The following is a 21,287-nucleotide window of genomic DNA, read 5'->3' on the forward strand; positions in this document are numbered from 1 at the left end:
CTCCCTCAGTTGCCGGTCGTGAAACCGGTGATGTCGCCCACCCGGGCCAGCGAGGCGTGTGCCGCCGCCACGATCCGGTCGGGGGTGAACCCGAACTGCTCGAAGAGCACGGTGTGCGGGGCGCTCGCTCCGTAGTGCTCCAGGCTCACGCTCTCGCCGAGGTCACCGACGACACCGCGCCAGGACATCGCGATGCCCGCTTCCACGCTCACCCGTGCCTTTACCCCGCGCGGGAGCACCGACTCCCGGTACGCCTCATCCTGCTCGTAGAACCACTCCTGGCAGGGCATCGAGACGACCCGGGTCGGGGTGCCGTCGGCCTCCAGCCGCTCCCGGGCGGTCAGGCAGAGCTGCACCTCGGAACCGGTGCCGACGATGATCACCTGAGGCTTGCCGTTGGACGCCTCGGCCAGCACGTAGCCGCCCTTGGCCACGCCGTCCGCGCTGCCGAGGACGTCGCGGTCCATGGTCGGCAGCGGCTGACGGCTCAACGCCAGCGCGGTGGGCCGGTCGGTGTGCTCCAGCGCCTGCCGCCAGGCCCAGGCGGTCTCGTTGGCGTCCGCCGGCCGGACCACGTCCAGGCCCGGGATGGCGCGCAGCGCGGTCAGGTGCTCCACCGGCTGGTGGGTCGGGCCGTCCTCGCCGAGGCCGATCGAGTCGTGCGTCCAGACGTAGGTCACCGGCAGCTTCATCAACGCGGCCAGCCGCACCGACGGACGCATGTAGTCGCTGAAGACCAGGAACGTGCCGCCGTACGGGCGGGTGCCACCGTGCAGGGCGATGCCGTTGAGGATCGCGCCCATGGCGTGCTCACGGATGCCGAAGTGCAGCGTGCGGCCGTACTCGTGACCGGGGAAGTCCTTGGTGGCGTGCGTAGCCGGGATGAACGACGGCTCGCCCTTCATCGTGGTGTTGTTGCTCTCGGCCAGGTCGGCCGAGCCGCCCCACAGCTCCGGGAGCACCGGCGCGAGCGCCTCCAGGACCTTGCCGGAGGCGGCCCGGGTGGCCACACCCTTGGCGTCCGCGGGGAAGACCGGCAACGCGTCGGTCCAGCCGTCGGGGAGTACGCGGCCGGCCAGCCGCTCGTAGAGCGCGGTGCGCTCCGGGTTGGCCTTCTTCCAGGCGTCGAACGCCGTGGTCCACTCCTGCTCCGCGTCGGAGCCGCGGCTCATCACCGTGCGGGCGTGGCTGAGCACCTCCTCGTCGACCTGGAAGGTCTGCTCCGGGTCGAAGTCGAGGATCCGCTTGGTGGCCTTCACCTCGTCGGCGCCGAGCGCCGAGCCGTGGATCTTGCCGGTGTTCTGCTTGTTGGGCGCGGGCCAGCCGATGATGGTGCGCAGCGCGATGAAGGAGGGGCGGGCGGTCTCCGCCCTGGCGGCCACCAGCGCCGCGTACAGCGCCTCGGCGTCCTCGTGGTAGTCGCCCTGGTCGGCGTCGCCGCTGCGCCAGTCGACGGTCTGCACGTGCCAGCCGTACGCCTCGTAGCGGGCGGCCACGTCCTCGCTCTTGGCGATCCGGGTGTCGTCCTCGATGGAGATCTCGTTGTCGTCGTAGATCACCGTGAGGTTGCCCAGCTGCTGGTGGCCGGCGAGGGCGCTGGCCTCGTGGCTGATGCCCTCCTCGATGTCACCGTCGGAGACGATGCACCAGATGCCGTGGTCGAAGACGGACGCGCCGAGCTCGGCCTCGGGGTCGAACAGGCCGCGCTCGCGGCGGGCCGCCATGGCCATGCCGACCGCGTTGCCCAGACCCTGCCCGAGCGGGCCGGTGGTGGTCTCCACGCCCGGCGTGTGCCCGTGCTCGGGGTGCCCAGGCGTCTGCGAGCCCCACTGCCGCAGCGACTTCAGGTCGTCCAGGCTCAACGGGTAACCGGAGAGGAACAGCTGGATGTAGAGCGTCAGGCTGGAGTGCCCGGCGGAGAGGACGAACCGGTCGCGTCCCGGCCAGTTCGGGTCGGCCGGGTTGTGCCGCATGACGCGGTTGAAGAGGAGGTACGCCGCGGGCGCGAGGCTCATCGCGGTGCCCGGGTGGCCGTTGCCGGATTTCTCAACGGCGTCCATGGCCAGCACGCGGACGGTGTCTACGGCCCGGCGATCGAGGTCGGACCAGTTCAGTGCGGAGTGCTCGGGTCGTTTAACAGCCACGATGGTTGTGCTCCTCGGCAGATGGGCGGAACCCTCACTGATGACCTTATCGAGCGTCCCTAAACGCGCGCCCGGGGATCTGTGCATGGTGTGCGCTACGTGACCATCCGGATGCTCGGTTCAACCCGGTGGTGTGACGGCCCGCACCGTTGTCGGGTCGGCCGGGCAGCCAAAACGACGACGCGTAGTGTGTGGGTCGGTATGCGGACCCGTTGTGGTCCCGACCAATCCGATCTCCCCGTGCCCGATGCCGGAAGGTGGCAATCCGTGAGCATGATCACCGAGCGCCCCGCGAGCAACCCGGCCGGGCAACACCCGGCGCGGGCGGCAGAGGGCCCGGTGGCCCGGCGGGACGTACGCGCGGTCCTCTCGTCGTACGTGGCGCTCACCAAGCCGCGGATCGTCGAGTTGCTGCTGGTCACCACCATCCCGGCGATGATGCTCGCCGAGGGCGGGCTTCCGTCGCTGTGGCTGATGGCCGTCGTGCTGATCGGTGGTTCGCTCGCCGCCGGCGCGGCCAGCGTGCTCAACTGCTACATCGACCGTGACATCGACCAGTTGATGCGGCGTACCAAGCGCCGGCCGCTGCCGGCGCACACCGTGTCGCCGCGAAGCGCGCTGATCTTCGGTCTGGTGCTGGCGGCGGTGTCGATCGTCCTGCTGGCGGCGTTCACCAATCTGCTGGCCGCCGGGCTGACCCTCGCCGCGATCGTCTACTACGACCTCGTCTACACCCTGTGGCTCAAGCGCTCCACCCCGGCGAACACCTTCTGGGGTGGCGCCTGCGGTGCGGCACCGGTGCTGATCGGGTGGGCGGCGGTGACCGGCTCGCTGTCGCCGGCCGCCTGGGGGCTCTTCGCGGTGGTCTTCTTCTGGCAGATGCCGCACTTCTACCCCCTCGCGATGAAGTACAAGGACGACTACGCCCGGGCCGGCATCCCGATGCTGCCGGTGGTGGCCTCGGTCCGCCGGGTGAACGCCGAGATCCTGATCTTCGCGTGGCTCACCGTGCTCACCTCCCTGGCCGTCTGGCCGCTGGGCCTCAGCGCGATCTACGGGGTGCCGACCCTGGTGGTGGGCGCCATCTTCCTGGTCGAGGCTCACCGGCTCTGCCGGCGCGCGACGCGCGGCGAGGCGGTCAAGCCGATGCGGCTGTTCCACTGGTCGACGACGTACCTGACGATCGTCTTCGTGGCCGTCGCGCTCGACGCGCTGATCTGACCCGTCCCGCACGCCACGGCTCTGCCCGTCGGCTCTGCCCGTCGGCTCTGCCGGCCGGCGAACGGTAGCCGTGATCTAGTGACTAATCATGGACGTGGATGAGTTGTCCGGGTTTAACGTCACATCAGAGTAACTTTCGGCATGAGTCGGATCGGCTCAACTCGGGGCGGTTCGGAGTCGATTTGCCAGCGTGGTTTGACGGTAAAAGTCAGTAAATAAGCGGACAGCAAACCTGTGGTCATCCTTAAACCTGTAGGTAATTGGCATCACAAAAGGTTCATGGTTCTCGCCCGACCGGGTGCGACTCTGCTTAGGCTTCGCGTCATGGCAGATGGTTCCGATACGACGCTGACGGCCGAGCAGACCACCGGCGAGCAGGCGCCCCACGGCCTGGTCGCGGGCCTCAAGGCGTTCGCCGCCGGACACGGCGGCGCGAAGGCGGTCATCGAGTACGTCGGCAAGCGTGGCGCGCGGATCGTCCTCGTGGGTTCCGATGGTGAGTGGGGCGACCAGTTCGCCGACGACACCGTCACCGCCCGGGAGGCGTGCGCCAAGGCGGGAGTCACCGTCGAGAACGCCTGGGAGCGCGAGCTGATGGATCAGATGCGTCCGAGCAACGACCTCTGGCGGTCGATGGCCCGCCGCACGATGTCCCGCTGAAACAGACAGCTGAATTGACCACATATCACCAGTCGACCCGGGGGGAACCCCGGGTCGCTCTCGTCACCTGCGCCGACCTGGCCGACCTCGACCCGGACGACCGGCTGGTCCTCGCCCCGCTCGCGGCCCGTGGCGTCGCCGTCCAGGCCGTCATCTGGGACGACCCCGACGTCGACTGGTCGTCCTACGACCTGGTCGTGCTCCGCTCACCCTGGGACTACGCGCTACGCCGCGACGAGTTCGTGTCCTGGGCGGCCACCGTGCCGACGCTGGTCAACCCGGCCGACGTGGTCCGCTGGAACACCGACAAGCGCTACCTCGCCGAGCTGAGCGCCGCCGGGGTGCCAACCGTGCCAACGTCGTGGATCGGGCCGGGGGAGAGCTGGCAACTGCCCGCCGAGACCGGCGAGTACGTGCTCAAGCCCGCGGTCAGCGCCGGCAGCCAGGACACCGGCCGGTACGACCTGGCCGACCCGGAACACCGGGACCTGGCCGCCGCACACGTTCGCCGGCTCTCCGAGGCCGGCCGGGTGACCATGGTCCAGCCGTACCTGCGTGCCGTCGACACCGAGGGCGAGACGGCACTGCTCTTCCTGGCCGGCCCGGACGGGCTCGAGTTCAGCCACGCGATCCGCAAGGGTCCGATGCTGGCCGGGCCGGACCTCGGCCCGGACGGGCTCTACAAGGCCGAAGAGATCACCGCGCGCACCGTCCGCCCCGAACAGCTGGCGGTGGCCGAGCGGACCCTCGCGGCGATACCCGGTGGCACCAGACAGCTGCTCTACGCCCGGGTCGACCTGATCCCCGGCCCGGACGGCGAGCCGGTCCTGGTCGAGCTGGAGCTGACCGAGCCGTCGCTCTTCATCGGGTACGCGAACGAAGCCCCCGACCGCCTCGCCACCGCGATCACCACCCACCTGACCCGCCGCGCCTGACCTCCCGCTGCCCGCCCCCGCAACGAGCGTCCCCGCAACGAGCGTCCCGCAGCAACGGCCGTCCGCGTCCGTCCGGGGCGGGGTTCGTCGTCAAGATCCGCGCAGTTTCGGGGATGTTGCTGTCTCACGGCGTGTCGGAGGCAGCAACATCGGGGTAGTTGTGGAGATCTTGGCGCGGGGCGCGGGGCGCGGGGCGCGGGGCGCGGGGCGCGGGGCGCGGGGCGCGGGGCGCGGGGCGCGGGGCGCGGGGGGTCGTCAGGTGGCCAGGGCGCGTCAGGCGGTGACTGGTACCGGGGTGGCGGCGTCGGCCGGGGCGGCCTGGGGGACCGGCGCGACGGGGCTGCGTTCCCGGGTGGACCACTGCACCGCCAGGGCGGCCAGCAGCACCAGGCAGGAGCCGAGCATGTGCGCGCCGACCAGGATCGCCGGCACGTGGGTGAAGTACTGCACGAAGCCGATCACGCCCTGACCCAACTCCACGGCGAGCAGGATGATCGCGGCGCGGGTGGCCCGCTGCGCACCGACGGCGCGGAACGCGAAGATCAGCGCCACCGAGAGGCCGATCAGCAGGAAGACCCCGTCGGCGTGCACCTGCGAGATCGTCTCCGGGTCGAGCCCGTTGCGGGCGGCGCCGTGGTCGCCGGCGTGCGGGCCGCTGCCGGTGACCCAGGTGCCGATGACCAGCACCGCGACGGTGACGCCTGTGGTGATCCGGGCCAGCGTGCGCAGAGGTGCGGGCACCACGGCCACGGTCGGGCCGTCGGGGTCGCCGATGCGTCGCCAGAGGGCGTACGCGGCGGCGATCACCGCCATCGAGGCGAGGAAGTGCAGGCCGACCACCCACGGGTTGAGGTTGGTGAGCACGGTGATGCCCCCGACCACCGCCTGAGCGGGAATGCCCAGGAACACCGCGACCGCGAGGGGCAGCAGCCCGGGTCGGCGCGGCCGGTGCAGCAGTACGGCCAGCAGGGTGGCCAGCGCGATCAGGCCCACCGCGAAGGTCAGCATCCGGTTGCTGAACTCGATCACCCCGTACACACCCATCTCGGGGGTGGTGACGTACGAGTCGTCGGTGCACCGGGGCCAGGTGGGGCAGCCGAGGCCCGAGGCGGTCAACCGGACGGCCCCGCCGGTGACAACGATCGCCACGTTCGAGATGATCGAGGCGAGCGCGAGACGGCGCAGCAGGTTGCCGGAGACCGGACGGACGATTCGGTTCACGGCGCAAATCCTACGCACTGTAGTGATCGAGGTTCGTCCGACTCCGCCGGCTCGGTGGTTCGGATCACCGGGGCCCGGGTTTGCGACCCTCCGGGTAATTACGTAACGTTGGCGTTGTGAAAAACGCGGCGGCGCTCTCCGGGCACCAACCGACGGCCGTACCGGCCCTCGGTGCGCCCGTCTCCGCGCCCGCCGTGACCACGTCGACCGGCCTCGCCGGGTCGGCAGCGGCCGAGATCTCCACCCGGGATCGGGTCACCCAGTTGCTGCTGGAGCAGGGTGCCACCACCGCCGCGCAGCTTGGCGCGGCGCTCGGGCTCAGCCCGGCGGCGATCCGCCGACACCTGGACGCGATGCTCGCGGACGGTGACGTGTACGCCCGCGAGCAGACCGTGCAGGGCAGTCGCGGTCGGGGGCGCCCGGCCAAGGTGTTCCTGTTGACCGAGGCCGCCCGGGTCCGCTGTGGCACACACCACTACGACAACATGGCCACCGCCGCGCTGCGCTGGATCGCCCGCAGCGGCGGTTCGGGCGCGGTCGAGGCGTTCGCCACCGAGCAGGTGTCCGCTCTCGAGTCCCGTTGTCGGACGGCCATGGAGGACGCCGGCGACGAGCCTCTCGCCCGAGCCGAGGCACTCGCCGCAGCGCTCACCGCCGAGGGTTACGCTGCCAATGCGACCACGATCGCCTCCGGTGGCCAGCTTTGTCAGCACCACTGCCCGGTGGCGCACGTGGCCGCCGAGTTTCCCCAGCTGTGCGAGGCCGAGACCGCGGTTATCTCCCGTCTGGTCGGCACCCACGTGCAGCGTCTGGCCACCATCGCGCACGGCGACGGGGTGTGCACAACGCACATCCCGACCCAGCCGAGCCGCGTTCAATCCGGTAATCCCGTCACCACTGTGAGGACAGATAGATGACCGAGCAGATCGTCCAGCCCCTGACCCAGGAAGAGCAGCTCGCCGCCCTGGGCCGGTACGAGTACGGCTGGTCCGACCCGGACGCCGCCGGGGCGGTCGCCCAGCGCGGAATCAACGAGGCGGTGGTGCGGGACATCTCGGCCAAGAAGAGCGAACCGGCGTGGATGCTCGACCTGCGGCTGAAGGGCCTGCGGCTGTTCGGCCGTAAGCCGATGCCGGCCTGGGGCGCGGACCTCAGCGGGATCGACTTCGACAACATCAAGTACTTCGTGCGGTCCACCGAGAAGCAGGCCACCAGCTGGGAGGACCTGCCCGAGGACATCAAGAACACCTACGACCGGCTGGGCATCCCGGAGGCGGAGAAGCAGCGGCTGGTCGCCGGTGTCGCGGCGCAGTACGAGTCGGAGGTCGTCTACCACAAGATCCGTGAGGACCTTGAGGAGCAGGGCGTCCTCTTCCTGGACACCGACACGGCGCTGCGCGAGCACGAGGACGTCTTCAAGGAGTACTTCGGCACGGTGATCCCGGTCGGCGACAACAAGTTCGCCGCCCTGAACACCTCCGTGTGGTCCGGTGGGTCGTTCATCTACGTGCCGAAGGGCGTGCAGGTGGAGATCCCGCTGCAGGCCTACTTCCGGATCAACACGGAGAACATGGGCCAGTTCGAGCGGACGCTGATCATCGTCGACGAGGGTGCGTACGTGCACTACGTCGAGGGCTGCACCGCGCCGCTCTACTCCTCCGACTCGCTGCACAGCGCGGTCGTGGAGATCATCGTCAAGAAGAACGCGCGTTGCCGCTACACGACCATCCAGAACTGGTCGAACAACGTCTACAACCTGGTCACCAAGCGCGCCGTCTGCCACGAGGGCGCGACCATGGAGTGGGTCGACGGCAACATCGGCTCCAAGGTGACCATGAAGTACCCGGCGGTCTACATGACCGGCGAGCACGCCAAGGGCGAGGTGCTCTCGGTGGCGATGGCCGGCGAGGGTCAGCACCAGGACGCCGGAGCCAAGATGGTGCACGCCGCGCCGCACACCTCCTCGAACATCATCTCCAAGTCGATCGCCCGTGGCGGCGGTCGCACCTCGTACCGGGGTCTGGTGCAGGTGCTGGAGGGTTCGCACCACAGCCGGAGCACTGTCAAGTGCGACGCGCTGCTGGTCGACACCATCTCCCGCTCGGACACCTACCCGTACGTCGACATCCGCGAGGACGACGTGTCGATGGGGCACGAGGCGACCGTCTCGAAGATCAGCGATGACCAGCTCTTCTACCTGATGAGCCGGGGTCTGAGCGAGGACGAGGCGATGGCCATGATCGTGCGTGGCTTCATCGAGCCGATCGCCAAGGAGCTCCCGATGGAGTACGCCCTGGAGCTCAACCGTCTGATCGAGCTTCAGATGGAGGGCGCGGTCGGCTGACGCCGCCCGCCCTACCGAGCACCTGACACCGTCGTCGTAGAACAGACCAAGGAAGAAATGACTACCCAGGCTTCCGCGCCGCCCAGCACCAAGTCGCAGGCGCTGCGCTCGTACGACGTCGCCGACTTCCCGGCCCTCACCGGCCTGGAGGAGGAGTGGCGCTTCACCCCGCTCAAGCGCCTCCGCGGCCTGACCACCGAGGCGCCGGCCGCGACCGGCGCGGTCCGACACGAGTACGGTGACCTGCCCGAGGGCGTCGCCATCACCCGGGTCGGCCGTGACGACGAGCGGGTCGGCAGCGTGCTGACCCCGGTGGACCGGGTCAGCGCGCTGGCCTACGGTGCCGCCGCGGACGTCCTGCTGCTGCGGGTGGCTCCCGACGTGGTGCTCGGCGAGGCGGTGCGTCTGCGGGTGGTCGGCGAGGGCGTCGAGCAGCCGTCGTTCGGTCACACCTTCGTCGAGGTGGGCCGGTTCGCCGAGGCGACAGTGGTTCTGGAGCACGTCGGGTCGGCCACCCTGGCCGACAACGTCGAGGTGGCCGTGGCCGACGGCGCGAAGCTGACGCTGGTCACGGTCGCCGACTGGGCCGACGACGCGGTCCAGGCCCAGCACCTGAAGATCAAGCTGGGTCGGGACGCCAGGGTCATCCACATCCAGGTGTCCCTGGGTGGCGATCTGGTCCGGCAGTTCACCAGCGTGGAGTACGCCGGGCGCGGTGGCGAGGCCGAGCTGTACGGCGTCTACTTCGCCGACTCGGGTCAGCACCTGGAGCACCGGCAGCTGGTCGACCACAGCGTTCCGGACTGCCGCAGCTACGTCGGCTACCGGGGTGCCCTGCAGGGCGAGAGCGCGCACACCGTCTGGGTGGGCGACGTCCTCATCCGGGCCGAGGCGACCGGCACCGACACGTACGAGATCAACCGGAACCTGCTGCTCACCGACGGCGCGCGGGCGGACTCCGTACCCAATCTGGAGATCGAGACCGGCGAGATCGCCGGCGCCGGCCACGCCAGCGCGACCGGCCGCTTCGATGACGAGCAGTTGTTCTACCTGATGGCCCGGGGAATTCCGGAGAGTGAGGCCCGCCGGCTGGTGGTCCGTGGCTTCTTCGCCGAGCTGATCAACAAGATTCCGGTGGAGTCGCTGCGCGAGAGCCTCGGCGACGCGATCGAGGCCCGGCTGACCAAGGCGGGCGCTTGATGATCCGAATCTGCTCCACCGAGGACGTGCCGAAGGGCACCGCGATCAGCGCGGACGTCAACGGTACGCCGATCGCCCTGGTGCACGGCGAGGACGGCGGCTTCTACGCCGCGTACGACGAGTGCTCGCACGCCTCGGTCGCGCTCTCCGAGGGTGAGGTCGATGGCTGCACGCTCGAGTGTTGGCTGCACGGCTCGCGCTTCGACCTGCGCACCGGTGAGCCGACCGGCCTGCCCGCCACCGAACCCGTCCCCGTCTACCCCGTCGAAGTCCGCGACGGCGACATCTACCTCAGCCTGACGCCGAGTAATGGAGTGACCCGATAATGAGCACCCTGGAGATCCGCGACCTGAAGGTGTCGGTCAAGCTGCCCGAGGGTGAGCTCAAGCCGATCCTGCATGGGGTAGACCTGGAGGTGAAATCCGGTCAAACCCACGCGATCATGGGGCCGAACGGTTCCGGCAAGTCCACCCTGGCGTACTCGATCGCCGGTCACCCCAAGTACGAGATCACCGGCGGCACGGTGACCCTCGACGGCGAGGACGTGCTGGCCATGACGGTCGACGAGCGCGCCCGCGCCGGCCTCTTCCTGGCCATGCAGTACCCGGTCGAGGTGCCCGGTGTCTCGGTGGCGAACTTCCTGCGGACCGCGAAGACCGCCATCGACGGCGAGGCGCCGAAGCTCCGTACCTGGGGCGGCGAGCTGCGCGGCGCGATGGAGCGCCTCCAGATGGACCCGGCGTTCGCCCAGCGCAACGTCAACGAGGGCTTCTCCGGTGGTGAGAAGAAGCGGCACGAGATCGTCCAGCTGGAGCTGCTCAAGCCGAAGATCGCGATCCTCGACGAGACCGACTCCGGTCTCGACGTGGACGCGCTGCGCGTGGTCAGCGAGGGCGTCAACCGGGTCCGCGACAACGGCGACACCGGCGTGCTGCTGATCACCCACTACACCCGGATCCTGCGCTACATCAAGCCGGACTTCGTGCACGTCTTCGTGGCCGGCCGGATCGTCGAGCAGGGCGGCCCGGAGCTGGCCGACAAGCTTGAGGCCGAGGGCTACGAGCGGTACGCCGCCGGGGCCGGCACGGCCAAGGCCTGAGCGGGAGAGGCGCTGCCGAGATGACCAGCATCGCGATCCCCTCGGGGATGCCGCAGTACGACGACGTGCCGCGTTTCGACGTGGCCCGGGTGCGCGCCGACTTCCCGATCCTCGATCGGGAGATCAACGGGCACCCGCTGGTCTACCTCGACAGCGCCAACACCTCGCACAAACCGCGCCAGGTGCTCGACGTGCTCGACGAGCACTACGCGCGGCACAACGCCAACGTGTCGCGTTCGGTGCACACCCTGGGCACCGAAGCCACCGAGGCGTACGAGGGGGCGCGGGCGAAGGTCGCCGCGTTCATTTCCGCGCCGAGCGTCGACGAGGTGGTGTTCACCAAGAACTCCACCGAGGCGATCAACATCGTGGCGTACGCCTTCTCGAACGCCTCGCTGCGCCCGGACGCCGACAGTCGTTTCCGGCTCGGTCCGGGCGATGAGGTGGTGATCTCCGAGATGGAGCACCACTCGAACATCGTCCCGTGGCAGCTGCTCTGCGAACGGACCGGCGCGACCCTGCGCTGGTTCCCGGTCACCGACCAGGGTCGGCTGGACGAGTCGGGCCTGGAGGATCTGGTCACCGAACGGACGAAGATCGTCTCGTTGGTGCACATGTCCAACATCCTCGGCACCGTCAACGCCACCTCCCGGATCACCGCGCGGGTCCGCGAGGTGGGCGCCCTGCTGCTGCTGGACTGCTCGCAGTCGGTGCCGCACCTGCCCATCGACGTGGTCGACCTGGACGCCGACTTCATCGTCTTCACCGGCCACAAGATGTGCGGTCCGACCGGAATCGGCGTGCTCTGGGGTCGGGGTGAGCTGCTGGCGGCCATGCCGCCGGTATTCGGCGGCGGCTCGATGATCGAGACGGTCACCATGGCCCGGTCCACGTTCGCCGCGCCGCCGGCCCGCTTCGAGGCGGGCACCCCGCCGATCGCCGAGGCTGTCGCGCTCGGCGCGGCGGTCGACTACCTGACCGGCATCGGGATGCCGGCCATCCAGTGGCACGAGAAGGAGCTGACGGCGTACGCGCTGGACGCTCTCGGCTCGGTACCGGACCTGCGGATCTTCGGCCCGACCGTGCCGGTGGGCCGGGGCGGCACCATCTCGTTCGCGCTGGGTGACGTGCACCCGCACGACGTGGGGCAGGTGCTCGACTCGCTCGGCGTGCAGGTGCGGGTGGGTCACCACTGTGCCAAGCCGGTGTGCAGCCGGTTCGGCGTCCCGGCCATGACCCGGGCCTCGTTCTACCTCTACACCACCACCGAGGAGATCGACGCTCTGGTGGCAGGTCTGGAGCAGGTGCGGAAGGTGTTCGACTGATGCAGCTCGACCAGCTCTACCAGGAGATCATCCTGGACCACTACAAGCGCCCACACGGGCGTGGCCTACGCGACGCCGACGACCCGGGCGACCAGGTCGCGGAGGCGCACCACGTCAACCCCACCTGCGGTGACGAGGTCACCGTCCGGGTGGCCACCGACGGCACGGTGCTGCACGACATCTCGTACGACGGGATGGGCTGTTCGATCAGCCAGGCCTCGGCGAGCGTGCTGCACGAGTTGCTGCGGGGTCGCGGCGCTGGGGAAGCATTCGAGGTGCACGAGGCGTTCGTGGAGTTGATGTCCGGCCGTGGTCAGGTCACGCCGGACGAGGACGTGCTCGGTGACGGGGTTGCTTTCGCGGGTGTGGCCCGTTACCCCGCCCGGGTCAAGTGCGCGCTGCTGCCGTGGATGGCGTTCAAGGACGCCGCGGCACGCGCCGGTGTGGGCGTGAGTCCGGAGGTGAAGGCGTGACGGTGCGTCAGCGAGCCAATGACACAGTGGTGCCCTGTGGCATCACACAGCGATGCGGAGGGACGGCATGAGCGAGAACACCGCTACCGAGGCGACGCCGGAGGCCGGTGACACCACAGTGGTGCCGCAGACCGACGCCGCGACGACCGATGGCACCGGTGACGCCGCCGCCCCTGCGGGCGGCGTCAGCAAGGCCATGATCGCCGACATCGAGGAGGCGATGAAGGACGTCGTCGACCCGGAGCTCGGCATCAACGTGGTCGACCTGGGCCTCGTGTACGGCGTACACGTCGACGACGAGAACGTCGCCACCCTGGACATGACGCTCACCTCGGCGGCCTGCCCGCTGACCGACGTCATCGAGGACCAGACCCGGCAGGCGCTGACCACCGGCCCCGGCGGCGGCCTGGTCAACGACATCCGGATCAACTGGGTGTGGCTCCCGCCGTGGGGGCCCGACAAGATCACTGACGAGGGTCGGGACCAGCTCCGTTCCCTCGGCTTCAACGTCTGACCCGACTTCGTCCCACAGTCGTCGAGCGCGGTGCCCGTTTGGGCGCCGCGCTCGATCTGTTGTGCCTCGATGCGAATCAGTAGTGGAACGGATCGTTCCGGTCTGCTAGTCTGATTGCAGAACGGAGCGGAACATTCCGTTCGCAAGCGAGTGGGTTCGCTCGCTTGGCGGGGTCGGCGGAGAGGGTCGGGACAATGGGTGAGATGGCAGCTGGACAGTGGCGGGTCGTGCTCGACGAGGCGTACAAGGCACTCCGGACGACCGCCGAGGGAATCCCGGCCGACGCCTGGGACCTGCCCACCCCGTGCGAGCGGTGGACGGTCACGCAGGTGCTCCAGCACGCGACAGGTGACCAGACCGCCTTCGCGGCGGCGATCGTCGGCGGGGCGGGGCCGTCGGAGGACCCGTTCGCCCCCTCCGGTCGGATCGAGGGCGACAAGCTCAGCGGGCTGCGCGCCGCCCTCGACGCGTCTGCCCACGCCTGGGCGGGCGTCGCCGACGACGATCCGCAGGTACGGACGCCGCTACCCCAGGGTGCGCTGCCGGCCGAGGTGGGTGCCGTCGCGTGCGCCCTCGACGCGGCGGTGCACGCCTGGGACATCGCGGTGGCCACCGGTCAGCCGTCCCCGCTCCACGACGACCTGGCCCGCCCCCTGCTGGAGGTCGCCCGGCAGATCGTCGAGCCGTTGCGGAACTACGGCGCGTACGCCCCGGCGCTCGACGCCGGCGCGGAGGCCGACGACGTCAGCGCCCTGCTCTCCTACCTCGGCCGCGACCCCCGGTGGGCCGGCGTGCGGCTCTGATCGGTCAGTCGACCTGAGATCGCGCTCGATCATTGATGTAGTGGCCTCGGTGCGTTGCCGAGGCCACTACATCCTGGTTCGAGCATGACCTTGGCGGCCGTGGGCACCCCAAACCCCGCTCCGGGTCCGTCCGGGGCGGGGTTCGTCGTCAAGATCCGCGCAGTTTCGGGGATGTTGCTGTCTCTGGCTTGTCGGAGGCAGCAACATCGGGGTAGTTGCGGAGATCTTGGCGCGGGGCGCGGGGCGCGGGGGCGCGAGAAATTCGGTGGCGGGGGCGCGGGTTTCGCGCGCAGGATGCGCGTGTGATTGAGGCGTACCCGATGCAGGTCCCTGTCCGTGCGGCGACTGCCGTGCGTCGACAGCGGCCGCTCCGGGGACGAGCCTCGACCCGCCACCGACGTCCGTGACCGGGGCGTTCCTCGCCGGCTTGGTCGCCGGCTACGGCGTCGCCATCCCGGTTGGCGCGATCGCGATCCTCATCCTGGGGCTCAGTGCCCGTACCTCGTTCCGGGTCGGTGCGGCCGCGGCGCTCGCCGTGGCGACGGCCGACGGGCTCTACGCGGCCGTTGCCGCGCTCGGCGGCGCTGGCCTGGCCGACGTCATCGCGCCGGTCGCCGGGCCGCTGCGGGTGGTCGCCGGCGTGGTCCTGTTGGGGCTCGCCGGGCACGGCCTCTGGCGGACGTGGTCCGCGCACCGCTCGCGGCGGCCGCCGACGGCACGCGCCGGTCGGGGCATGAGTACTCCGGGGCGGGCCTACGCGGCGCTGCTCGGGTTGACCCTGCTGAACCCGATGACGGTGCTCTACTTCACCGCGCTGGTGCTCGGCCGTCGGGACACGGCCGACTCGGGCATGCTCCCCGTGGCGCTGTTCGTGGCCGGTGTCTTCCTGGCGTCGGCGAGCTGGCAGTTGGTCATCGCCGGCGGTGGCACGGTGGTCGGTCGGGCGCTGACCGGGCCGCGTGGCCGGCTGGTCACCGGCCTGCTCTCCAGCGCGCTCATCGCCGCGCTGGCGGTGGCCGCGGTCCTGCCGGGCTAACCGTGCTGGATCCGCGTGCCGCCCGGGGGTCCGGACGGGCCCGCTGTGCCGTACGGTCGGGCGATGACCAGTCGACCCGCAGCCGGCGGAGGCCGGTGGGTCGAGGTCGACCCGACCCGCGTCGGCCGCTGGGTGGAGGGCTTCGCCGACCGGCACGGCCCGCCCATCACCAGCGCGCGGGAGTACGGCCTGCTGCTCGCCGCCCCGGACGGGGCAACCGCTGAGCTGTACGCCCCACCGGGTGCGCCGGCCGGCGTGGATGTGGCCGGGTTCGTGGCCGCCGCCGTCATGCCCCGCCGGATCGGCCTGCTGCTGGCCCGCAAGGGCGCGGTGGCGATCGGGGTGGCCGCGGGCACCGACCTCGTCGTCTCCAAGGTGGACACCCGGTACGTGCAGGGGCGCACAGCGGCGGGGGGATGGTCGCAGCACCGGTTCGCCCGTCGGCGCGACAACCAGGCGAAGGCTGCGCTGGGTGACGCGGCGGACCTGGCCGTACGGCTGCTGTTGCCGGAGGCGGCGAAGCTCGCCGCGCTGGTCTGCGGCGGTGACCGGCGGGCGGTGGACGGGGTGCTGGCCGACCGGCGGTTGGCGCCGCTCCTGCCGTTGCGGGCGGAGCGGTTGCTCGACGTGCCGGAGCCCCGGCACGTGGTGCTGGTCGCGGCGGTGGGCGCGGCCCGGTCGGTGCGGATCCTGGTGCGTGACCCCGACTGACCTCGGCGTTCGCCGGCGGTGTCGGAGGGGAGACGACGGCCACGCGAAACGGGGTTCCCGGCGTGCCGCCCGGCCGGTGGTCGGAGGATGGGCGCGTGGAGTTTCTGGTTGACATGGTGACGACGGCGCCGCGGGGAACCTCGGACGACGGGGTCGCCGACATGCGCGGTCGTGAGGCGGCGCGTTCGGCCGAGCTGGCGGCGCAGGGCAGTCTCCTGCGGCTGTGGCGGCCACCGCTGGGGCCGGGGGAGTGGCGTACGTGGGGGCTGTTCCAGGCCGACGACGCCGATGAGTTGGAAGTCGTACTCGCGTCGATGCCGCTGCGCGCCTGGCGGCGCGAGACCGTGACGCCGTTGACGCCGCACCCGAACGACCCGGGTCAGCCGCCTCGCTGAGTCTGGAAGGCTCGCCGGCCCGACAGGCACGCAACGGGGCACGTCCGTCAGCAGGGAGGTCATCATGTCCGAGGCGCAGATTCTGCGTACCGTTCTCGACCGGTGGAAGTCTGCGGTCGACGCCCACGAGCCCGATCGGGTCGCGGCGTGCTTCACGGACGACGCGATCTTCCAGGGGCTGCAGCCGTACACGGTCGGTCGTGCCGGCGTCGCCGCGTACTACGCCGGGCAGCCGCTCGGCCTGACCGCCGCGTACGGCATCCGGGAGATCCGCCGTCTGGCCGAGGACGTGATGCTCGGCTACCTGGAGGTGGAGTTCGGCTTCACCGACCGTCCGGCCCTCATCGTCAACCTCGGTGTGCTCCTGCGGCGGGTCGACGGCGACTGGCTCATCGGCCACTACCAGGTCTCGCGGCTCACCTGATCCGCCACGAATGACGATCGTGGCAGGCCCACCGAGGGGCCTGCCACGATCTCGGGGCGAGGTCAGAGCTGGTCGGTGCCGAAGGTGTCGCAGGTCTTCGGGTCACCGCGGTCGTAGCCCTGGGTGAACCAGCGCTTGCGCTGTTCGGACGTGCCGTGGGTGAACTGGTCCGGGTTGACCTGCCCGCCGGAGCGCTCCTGGATGGAGTCGTCGCCGATCGCCTCGGCGGCCTGCACGGCCCCGTTGATGTCGGCCTCGGTGATCGACTTGAACAGCGGCTCTCGGCCGGTCTTGTCCTTGCTCTCGGTGGCGTGCTTGGCCCAGGCGCCGGCGTAGCAGTCGGCCTGCAACTCCAGCCGCACGGAGGCGGACTTGGGGCCGCTCTGGTCGCCCTGGCCGGCCTTCGCGTTGGTGCCGAGCAGGTTCTGGATGTGGTGGCCGTACTCGTGGGCGAGCACGTAGGGCTGGGCGAACTCGCCCTTGGCGCCGAACCGGGACGCCAACTCGTCGTAGAAGCTCAGGTCGATGTACACCTGCTTGTCGGCGGGGCAGTAGAACGGGCCGACACCCGAGTCGGCCTGGCCGCAGCCGGTGTTCACGGCGACCTGGAAGAAGTTGGTGTCGGTCTGCTGGTACTTGCCGTTGCCCAGCTCCGGGTACGCCTCCTGCCAGTAGGCCTGGATGCTGTTGACGAAGAGCAGGTTGCGGCAGCGCGCGTCGTCGAGCCGGTCGGGGTTGGCGGTGGAGCACACCTGCTCCAGGTCGCTGCCCCCGGCCTGGCCGCCCTCGTCGCCGTTGGTCATGGCGTTCAGGCCGAACCCGCCGCCGAGCAGCGCGACGAGCACGGCGACCACGATGCCGATGATGCCGCCCCTACCGCCGCCGCCGGGGATGGGGATGCCCATGCCGCCGCCCCCACCGCCGGATCCACGCCCCAGGTCGTTGGCCTGGGAGGTGTCGAGCTCGGCCCGCTCGTTGAGTTCCATGCTGACCCCGATCGCCGTATGCCGGTGAGTGTCTTTTGTGTGTCGTTTCGTCCATCGAGTGCCGGACGGGGTCCGGACAGGCGTTCCCGTACCCGATGATCTTGATCGGTAATCCGGGCGGACCGCCCTGCGGCGCCCGGTACACTTGTCGGGTGCTGCGCTGCGAAGGCTGAACCGCCCCGCGCCGTCGGGCCCCTTGAGCCCGCCGGCCGTTTCGCGTGCCCCGAGTCAGCCTTCCGAACCCCGAGAGCGAGCCCGCAAACATGATCACTGCCACCGGCCTGGAACTGCGTGCCGGTTCCCGGATCCTGCTGTCCGACACCACCCTGCGCGTGCAGCCCGGTGATCGGATCGGCCTGGTCGGTCGCAACGGCGCCGGCAAGACCACCACGCTGAAGGTGCTCGCCGGCGAGGGGCAGCCGTACGGCGGCCAGATCGACCAGCGCAGCGCCATCGGCTACCTCCCGCAGGACCCGCGCACCGGTGACCTGGAGGTGACCGGCCGCGACCGGGTGCTATCGGCGCGCGGCCTGGACGTGTTGATGTCCCAGATGCAGGAGGTCGAGGCCCGCCTCGCCGAGGACGCCAGCGACAAGCTGGTCCGTCGGTACGGCGCGCTGGAGGACCAGTTCGCCGCCCTCGGGGGGTACGCGGCCGAGGCTGAGGCCGCGAGGATCTGCGCCAACCTCGGCCTACCGGACCGGGCGCTCGCGCAGACCATCGGCACCCTCTCCGGTGGTCAGCGTCGGCGCATCGAGCTGGCCCGGATCCTGTTCCGCGACGCGGGCGAGAACGGCGGCGGCATCCTGCTGCTCGACGAGCCCACCAACCACCTCGACGCCGACTCGATCACCTGGCTGCGGGGCTTCCTCGCCAGCCACAAGGGCGGCCTGATCGTGATCTCCCACGACGGCGCGCTGCTGGAGTCGGTGGTCAACAAGGTCTGGTTCCTCGACGCCACCCGGTCGGTCATCGACGTGTACAACCTGGGTTGGAAGGCGTACCTGGAGGCGCGCGAAACCGACGAGCGGCGCCGCCGTCGGGAGCGGGCCAACGCGGAGAAGAAGGCCGGTGCGCTGATGGCGCAGGCCGACAAGATGCGGGCCAAGGCCACCAAGACCGTGGCCGCGCAGAACATGGCCCGTCGTGCCGAGAAGCTGATCTCGGGCTTGGAGGAGGTGCGGGTTTCCGACCGGGTGGCCAAGGTGCGTTTCCCCAATCCCGCCCCGTGCGGCAAGACCCCGCTCACGGCGACCGGCCTCTCCAAGTCGTACGGTTCGCTGGAGATCTTCACCGACGTCAACGTGGCGGTGGACCGGGGCTCCCGGGTGGCGATCCTCGGGCTCAACGGCGCCGGCAAGACGACGCTGCTGCGGATGCTCGGCGGGCTGCTCAGCCCGGACGCCGGCGGGGTGCACGCGGGGCACGGCCTGCGGCTGGGCTACTACGCCCAGGAGCACGAGACGCTGGACGTGGAGCGGACGGTGTTGGAGAACATGCGCGCCGCCGCCGTCGAGCAGTCCGACACCGACCTACGCAAGATTCTTGGCGCGTTCCTCTTCTCCGGTGACGACGTGAACAAGCCGGCCGGCGTGCTCTCCGGTGGTGAGAAGACCCGGCTGGCGCTGTCCACCCTGGTCTGTTCCGGCGCCAACGTGCTGTTGCTCGACGAGCCGACGAACAACCTCGACCCGGTCAGCCGGGAGCAGGTGCTCGACGCCATCGCCAACTACCCCGGCGCGATCGTCCTGGTCACCCACGACCCGGGTGCGGTGCTGGCGCTCAAGCCGGACCGGGCCATCCTGCTGCCCGACGGCGACGAGGACGCGTGGAGCGACGACCTGCTCGAACTGGTCGAGCTGGCCTGAGCGAGGAGGCTCGGCCTGCTCTCAACCGAGCAGGTCGGCCAGTCGGCCGAGCACACCGGAGCTGACCAGGATCACCAGCCCGATGGCGACGAAGATCGTCGGCACCAGCCAGGCGCCGGCCCGCTCGACCAGGCGGACGACCCTCCGGTGCCCGCCCAGCCAGGCCCCGGCCACGCACCACAGGGCGATCAGCAGCACGAAGACCAGCAGGAACACCGCGCTGTCGGCCACGCCAAGGGCCCGGAAGACGGGTACGTAGACCGCGACGTTGTCGGCGCCGTTCGCGATCGTCACCCCGGCCACGCCGAGCGCTCCGGTGACGACCGCGGGCGTCTGGTCGTCGCCCGAACCCCGCAGTGCGCGTACGCCGAGCGCGATCGGCAGCAGGCCGAGCAACCCCGTCCACGGGTCGGGCACCACCAGGAGTCCACCCGCGATCACCGCGCTGGCCAGCGCGAGCGCGCCGATGCCGAGGTATTGTCCGGCGACAATTTCCCAGGTGCGGGGTTGGCCGGTGGCGCGGGCTGCGACGAAGAACAGCGTCAGGATGACGATGTCGTCGATATCGGTGGCGGCGAAGACCACCGCCGCCGCGCCGGCGGTGCTCAACAGGTCGATCACGACCGAAGGCTACGGGTCGTCGACAGCCGCCAGCTCGCGGCGGTGGTACGCCCGGACGCCACGGCGGACCCCATCGCCAGGATCACTCTATCGGGAAGCTGACATTGCATAGCGTGTCGGTTGGCGAAGAGTTGATATCTGGCGCATGATCGTCCGAGGCGGTCTAATAGGTGGGACCGTATCCGAACCGCACAGTCTGGGACGTGAGGACACAGCATGGCAGCCACTGGCACAGCCACCAGCACTGAGAAGGGTCGCCGGATCGTCGGAGCCGAGCGTCAGACGCTCGCCAAGGACCTGGTAAAGCGGTACACCTCGGGGGAGAGCATCCGCGCGTTGGCGGCCTCGACCGGCCGTTCCTACGGGTTCATCCACCGAGTGCTCACCGAGTCCGGGGTGCAGCTGCGTCAGCGCGGTGGTGCCCGGCGCCGCAAGAAGGCGTGACCCGCCCCTCAGCGTCGTTCACCAGCGCCGCGCCCCGGGACGTCCGGTGACCGCCGAGGCGACCGGGGTTCGGCTGACCTGCGACGGGCCGGTGGCCACGGTGACGTTGTGCCGGCCCGACGTGCTCAACGCCCAGACGCCCGCGATGTGGCGAGCGATGAGCGACTTCTCCCGTGACCTGCCCGGCGATGTGCGGGTGGTCGTGGTCCGTGGTGAGGGTCGTGCGTTCTCGGCCGGCCTCGATCTCGCGGTGGCGGGCGCCTCCGGCCCGGGGTCGTTCGCCGAGTTGGCCGCGCTGTCCGAGCAGGAGTGCGCCGAGCGCATCGCGGATTTCCAGGCCGGTTTCACCTGGCTGCACCGACCGGACGTGGTCTCCGTCGCGGCCGTGCAGGGCCACGCGATCGGCGCCGGCTTCCAGCTCGCGCTCGCCTGTGACCTGCGAGTGCTGTCCTCGGACGCGAAGTTGTCGATGGCCGAGGTGACCCTCGGCCTGGTGCCCGACCTGGCCGGCACGAAACGTCTCGTCGAGTTGGTCGGCTACGCGCGGGCGTTGGAGATCTGTGCGACCGGCCGCCGGTTGGACGCCGCCGAGGCGGACCGGATCGGGCTGGCCACCCTTGTCGTACCCCCGGCCGAGTTGGACGGCGCGGTGCGGGACCTGACCGCCGGCCTGCTCTCCGGGGCCCGCGACGCGGTGGTGGAGATCAAGGCGTTGCTCGCCGGCGCGGCCGGGCGGTCGCACGCCGACCAGCAGCGCGCCGAGCGGGAGGCGCAGACCCGTCGGCTGCGTGACCTCGCCGGCACTGGAGAATAGGTAAGGACCGCACGGGAAGAACCGGGTTACGGCCGAGGTTGTCACACTC

At 70.3% G+C, this 21,287-nt stretch carries 23 protein-coding genes; 19 read left to right on the forward strand and 4 right to left on the reverse strand.

The window, feature by feature from the left end:
• Positions 1-5: 5 nt before the first annotated feature.
• The gene (gene tkt / locus IW248_RS02650; protein ID WP_196925497.1) at positions 6-2,144 is read right to left on the reverse strand and encodes a transketolase; all 2,139 of its coding nucleotides are present in this window, start codon (positions 2,142-2,144) and stop codon (positions 6-8) included.
• 267 nt (positions 2,145-2,411) lie between these two features.
• On the opposite strand from tkt, the gene IW248_RS02655 reads away from it, so the two are divergent.
• The 3 genes from IW248_RS02655 to IW248_RS02665 all read left to right on the forward strand — a co-directional run bounded on the left by IW248_RS02655 (position 2,412) and on the right by IW248_RS02665 (position 4,960).
• A complete protein-coding gene (locus tag IW248_RS02655; protein ID WP_124816407.1) occupies positions 2,412-3,365 on the forward strand; it encodes a heme o synthase in 954 nt (317 codons plus the stop codon).
• Between the two features lie 324 nt (positions 3,366-3,689).
• The gene (locus tag IW248_RS02660) at positions 3,690-4,025 is read left to right on the forward strand and encodes a hypothetical protein (RefSeq protein ID WP_030337329.1); all 336 of its coding nucleotides are present in this window, start codon (positions 3,690-3,692) and stop codon (positions 4,023-4,025) included.
• A gap of 14 nt (positions 4,026-4,039) precedes the next feature.
• Entirely contained in the window at positions 4,040-4,960 is a 921-nt protein-coding gene (locus IW248_RS02665; protein ID WP_196925498.1) for an ATP-grasp domain-containing protein, read from the forward strand.
• Positions 4,961-5,233: 273 nt separating this feature from the next.
• On the opposite strand, the gene IW248_RS02670 is transcribed toward IW248_RS02665, so the two are convergent.
• Positions 5,234-6,199, reverse strand: coding sequence for a COX15/CtaA family protein (locus IW248_RS02670; RefSeq protein ID WP_196925499.1), 966 nt, complete (start codon positions 6,197-6,199; stop codon positions 5,234-5,236).
• A 98-nt stretch (positions 6,200-6,297) separates the two neighbouring features.
• Between IW248_RS02670 and IW248_RS02675 the strand changes: the two genes are divergently transcribed.
• The 13 genes from IW248_RS02675 to IW248_RS02735 all read left to right on the forward strand — a co-directional run bounded on the left by IW248_RS02675 (position 6,298) and on the right by IW248_RS02735 (position 16,505).
• Entirely contained in the window at positions 6,298-7,098 is an 801-nt protein-coding gene (locus IW248_RS02675) for a helix-turn-helix transcriptional regulator (RefSeq protein ID WP_372431739.1), read from the forward strand.
• Positions 7,095-8,525 (forward strand): Fe-S cluster assembly protein SufB, encoded by a 1,431-nt coding sequence (gene sufB, locus IW248_RS02680; protein WP_124821558.1) that lies wholly within the window; start codon positions 7,095-7,097, stop codon positions 8,523-8,525. Before IW248_RS02675 ends, sufB begins: the two co-directional genes overlap by 4 nt.
• Before the next feature lie 57 nt (positions 8,526-8,582).
• Complete coding sequence (gene sufD, locus IW248_RS02685; RefSeq protein ID WP_196925500.1) at positions 8,583-9,725, forward strand: Fe-S cluster assembly protein SufD; 1,143 nt, start codon at positions 8,583-8,585, stop codon at positions 9,723-9,725.
• Entirely contained in the window at positions 9,725-10,051 is a 327-nt protein-coding gene (locus tag IW248_RS02690; RefSeq protein ID WP_196925501.1) for a non-heme iron oxygenase ferredoxin subunit, read from the forward strand. Before sufD ends, IW248_RS02690 begins: the two co-directional genes overlap by 1 nt.
• Positions 10,051-10,824, forward strand: coding sequence for a Fe-S cluster assembly ATPase SufC (gene sufC / locus IW248_RS02695; RefSeq protein ID WP_124821556.1), 774 nt, complete (start codon positions 10,051-10,053; stop codon positions 10,822-10,824). The genes IW248_RS02690 and sufC overlap by 1 nt, the downstream gene beginning before the upstream one ends.
• Before the next feature lie 20 nt (positions 10,825-10,844).
• Positions 10,845-12,149 (forward strand): cysteine desulfurase, encoded by a 1,305-nt coding sequence (locus IW248_RS02700; protein WP_124821555.1) that lies wholly within the window; start codon positions 10,845-10,847, stop codon positions 12,147-12,149.
• Positions 12,149-12,622 carry a Fe-S cluster assembly sulfur transfer protein SufU gene (gene sufU, locus IW248_RS02705; protein ID WP_091403700.1) on the forward strand — a complete coding sequence of 158 codons (474 nt, stop codon included), beginning with the start codon at positions 12,149-12,151 and terminating at the stop codon, positions 12,620-12,622. The genes IW248_RS02700 and sufU overlap by 1 nt, the downstream gene beginning before the upstream one ends.
• Positions 12,623-12,689: 67 nt before the next feature.
• Positions 12,690-13,136, forward strand: a complete 447-nt coding sequence (locus IW248_RS02710) for a metal-sulfur cluster assembly factor (protein WP_124821554.1) — start codon at positions 12,690-12,692, stop codon at positions 13,134-13,136.
• A gap of 203 nt (positions 13,137-13,339) precedes the next feature.
• Positions 13,340-13,939: a TIGR03086 family metal-binding protein gene (locus IW248_RS02715; RefSeq protein WP_231396148.1), complete on the forward strand. Its 600-nt coding sequence runs from the start codon at positions 13,340-13,342 to the stop codon at positions 13,937-13,939.
• Positions 13,940-14,342: 403 nt separating this feature from the next.
• Positions 14,343-14,975: a LysE family transporter gene (locus IW248_RS02720; protein WP_196925503.1), complete on the forward strand. Its 633-nt coding sequence runs from the start codon at positions 14,343-14,345 to the stop codon at positions 14,973-14,975.
• A gap of 63 nt (positions 14,976-15,038) precedes the next feature.
• Positions 15,039-15,686 carry an acVLRF1 family peptidyl-tRNA hydrolase gene (locus IW248_RS02725; protein WP_196925504.1) on the forward strand — a complete coding sequence of 216 codons (648 nt, stop codon included), beginning with the start codon at positions 15,039-15,041 and terminating at the stop codon, positions 15,684-15,686.
• A 95-nt stretch (positions 15,687-15,781) separates the two neighbouring features.
• Complete coding sequence (locus IW248_RS02730) at positions 15,782-16,081, forward strand: muconolactone Delta-isomerase family protein (RefSeq protein ID WP_196925505.1); 300 nt, start codon at positions 15,782-15,784, stop codon at positions 16,079-16,081.
• Positions 16,082-16,145: 64 nt separating this feature from the next.
• Positions 16,146-16,505 carry a YybH family protein gene (locus tag IW248_RS02735; protein ID WP_196925506.1) on the forward strand — a complete coding sequence of 120 codons (360 nt, stop codon included), beginning with the start codon at positions 16,146-16,148 and terminating at the stop codon, positions 16,503-16,505.
• 62 nt (positions 16,506-16,567) lie between these two features.
• On the opposite strand, the gene ypfJ is transcribed toward IW248_RS02735, so the two are convergent.
• The gene (gene ypfJ, locus IW248_RS02740; RefSeq protein ID WP_196925507.1) at positions 16,568-17,491 is read right to left on the reverse strand and encodes a KPN_02809 family neutral zinc metallopeptidase; all 924 of its coding nucleotides are present in this window, start codon (positions 17,489-17,491) and stop codon (positions 16,568-16,570) included.
• 263 nt (positions 17,492-17,754) lie between these two features.
• Here ypfJ and IW248_RS02745 point away from each other — a divergent pair, with 263 nt between their 5' ends.
• A complete protein-coding gene (locus IW248_RS02745) occupies positions 17,755-19,359 on the forward strand; it encodes an ABC-F family ATP-binding cassette domain-containing protein (protein WP_196925508.1) in 1,605 nt (534 codons plus the stop codon).
• A gap of 21 nt (positions 19,360-19,380) precedes the next feature.
• On the opposite strand, the gene IW248_RS02750 is transcribed toward IW248_RS02745, so the two are convergent.
• Entirely contained in the window at positions 19,381-19,980 is a 600-nt protein-coding gene (locus tag IW248_RS02750; RefSeq protein ID WP_196925509.1) for a cadmium resistance transporter, read from the reverse strand.
• A 216-nt stretch (positions 19,981-20,196) separates the two neighbouring features.
• On the opposite strand from IW248_RS02750, the gene IW248_RS02755 reads away from it, so the two are divergent.
• Positions 20,197-20,424, forward strand: a complete 228-nt coding sequence (locus tag IW248_RS02755) for a helix-turn-helix domain-containing protein (RefSeq protein ID WP_007462679.1) — start codon at positions 20,197-20,199, stop codon at positions 20,422-20,424.
• Positions 20,425-20,470: 46 nt separating this feature from the next.
• The gene (locus IW248_RS02760; RefSeq protein WP_196925510.1) at positions 20,471-21,238 is read left to right on the forward strand and encodes an enoyl-CoA hydratase/isomerase family protein; all 768 of its coding nucleotides are present in this window, start codon (positions 20,471-20,473) and stop codon (positions 21,236-21,238) included.
• The last annotated feature ends 49 nt before the right edge of the window (positions 21,239-21,287 follow it).

Source organism: Micromonospora ureilytica (assembly GCF_015751765.1).
Taxonomy (GTDB): domain Bacteria; phylum Actinomycetota; class Actinomycetes; order Mycobacteriales; family Micromonosporaceae; genus Micromonospora; species Micromonospora ureilytica.

Coding starts and splice junctions, on each gene's coding strand:
- IW248_RS02660 (WP_030337329.1), top strand. CDS start 3,690: ATGGCAGATGGTTCCGATACGACGCTGACGGCCGAGCAGACCACCGGC.
- sufB (WP_124821558.1), top strand. CDS start 7,095: ATGACCGAGCAGATCGTCCAGCCCCTGACCCAGGAAGAGCAGCTCGCC.
- sufD (WP_196925500.1), top strand. CDS start 8,583: ATGACTACCCAGGCTTCCGCGCCGCCCAGCACCAAGTCGCAGGCGCTG.
- IW248_RS02690 (WP_196925501.1), top strand. CDS start 9,725: ATGATCCGAATCTGCTCCACCGAGGACGTGCCGAAGGGCACCGCGATC.
- sufC (WP_124821556.1), top strand. CDS start 10,051: ATGAGCACCCTGGAGATCCGCGACCTGAAGGTGTCGGTCAAGCTGCCC.
- IW248_RS02700 (WP_124821555.1), top strand. CDS start 10,845: ATGACCAGCATCGCGATCCCCTCGGGGATGCCGCAGTACGACGACGTG.
- sufU (WP_091403700.1), top strand. CDS start 12,149: ATGCAGCTCGACCAGCTCTACCAGGAGATCATCCTGGACCACTACAAG.
- IW248_RS02710 (WP_124821554.1), top strand. CDS start 12,690: ATGAGCGAGAACACCGCTACCGAGGCGACGCCGGAGGCCGGTGACACC.
- IW248_RS02715 (WP_231396148.1), top strand. CDS start 13,340: ATGGCAGCTGGACAGTGGCGGGTCGTGCTCGACGAGGCGTACAAGGCA.
- IW248_RS02725 (WP_196925504.1), top strand. CDS start 15,039: ATGACCAGTCGACCCGCAGCCGGCGGAGGCCGGTGGGTCGAGGTCGAC.
- IW248_RS02735 (WP_196925506.1), top strand. CDS start 16,146: ATGTCCGAGGCGCAGATTCTGCGTACCGTTCTCGACCGGTGGAAGTCT.
- ypfJ (WP_196925507.1), bottom strand. CDS start 17,491: ATGGAACTCAACGAGCGGGCCGAGCTCGACACCTCCCAGGCCAACGAC.
- IW248_RS02745 (WP_196925508.1), top strand. CDS start 17,755: ATGATCACTGCCACCGGCCTGGAACTGCGTGCCGGTTCCCGGATCCTG.
- IW248_RS02755 (WP_007462679.1), top strand. CDS start 20,197: ATGGCAGCCACTGGCACAGCCACCAGCACTGAGAAGGGTCGCCGGATC.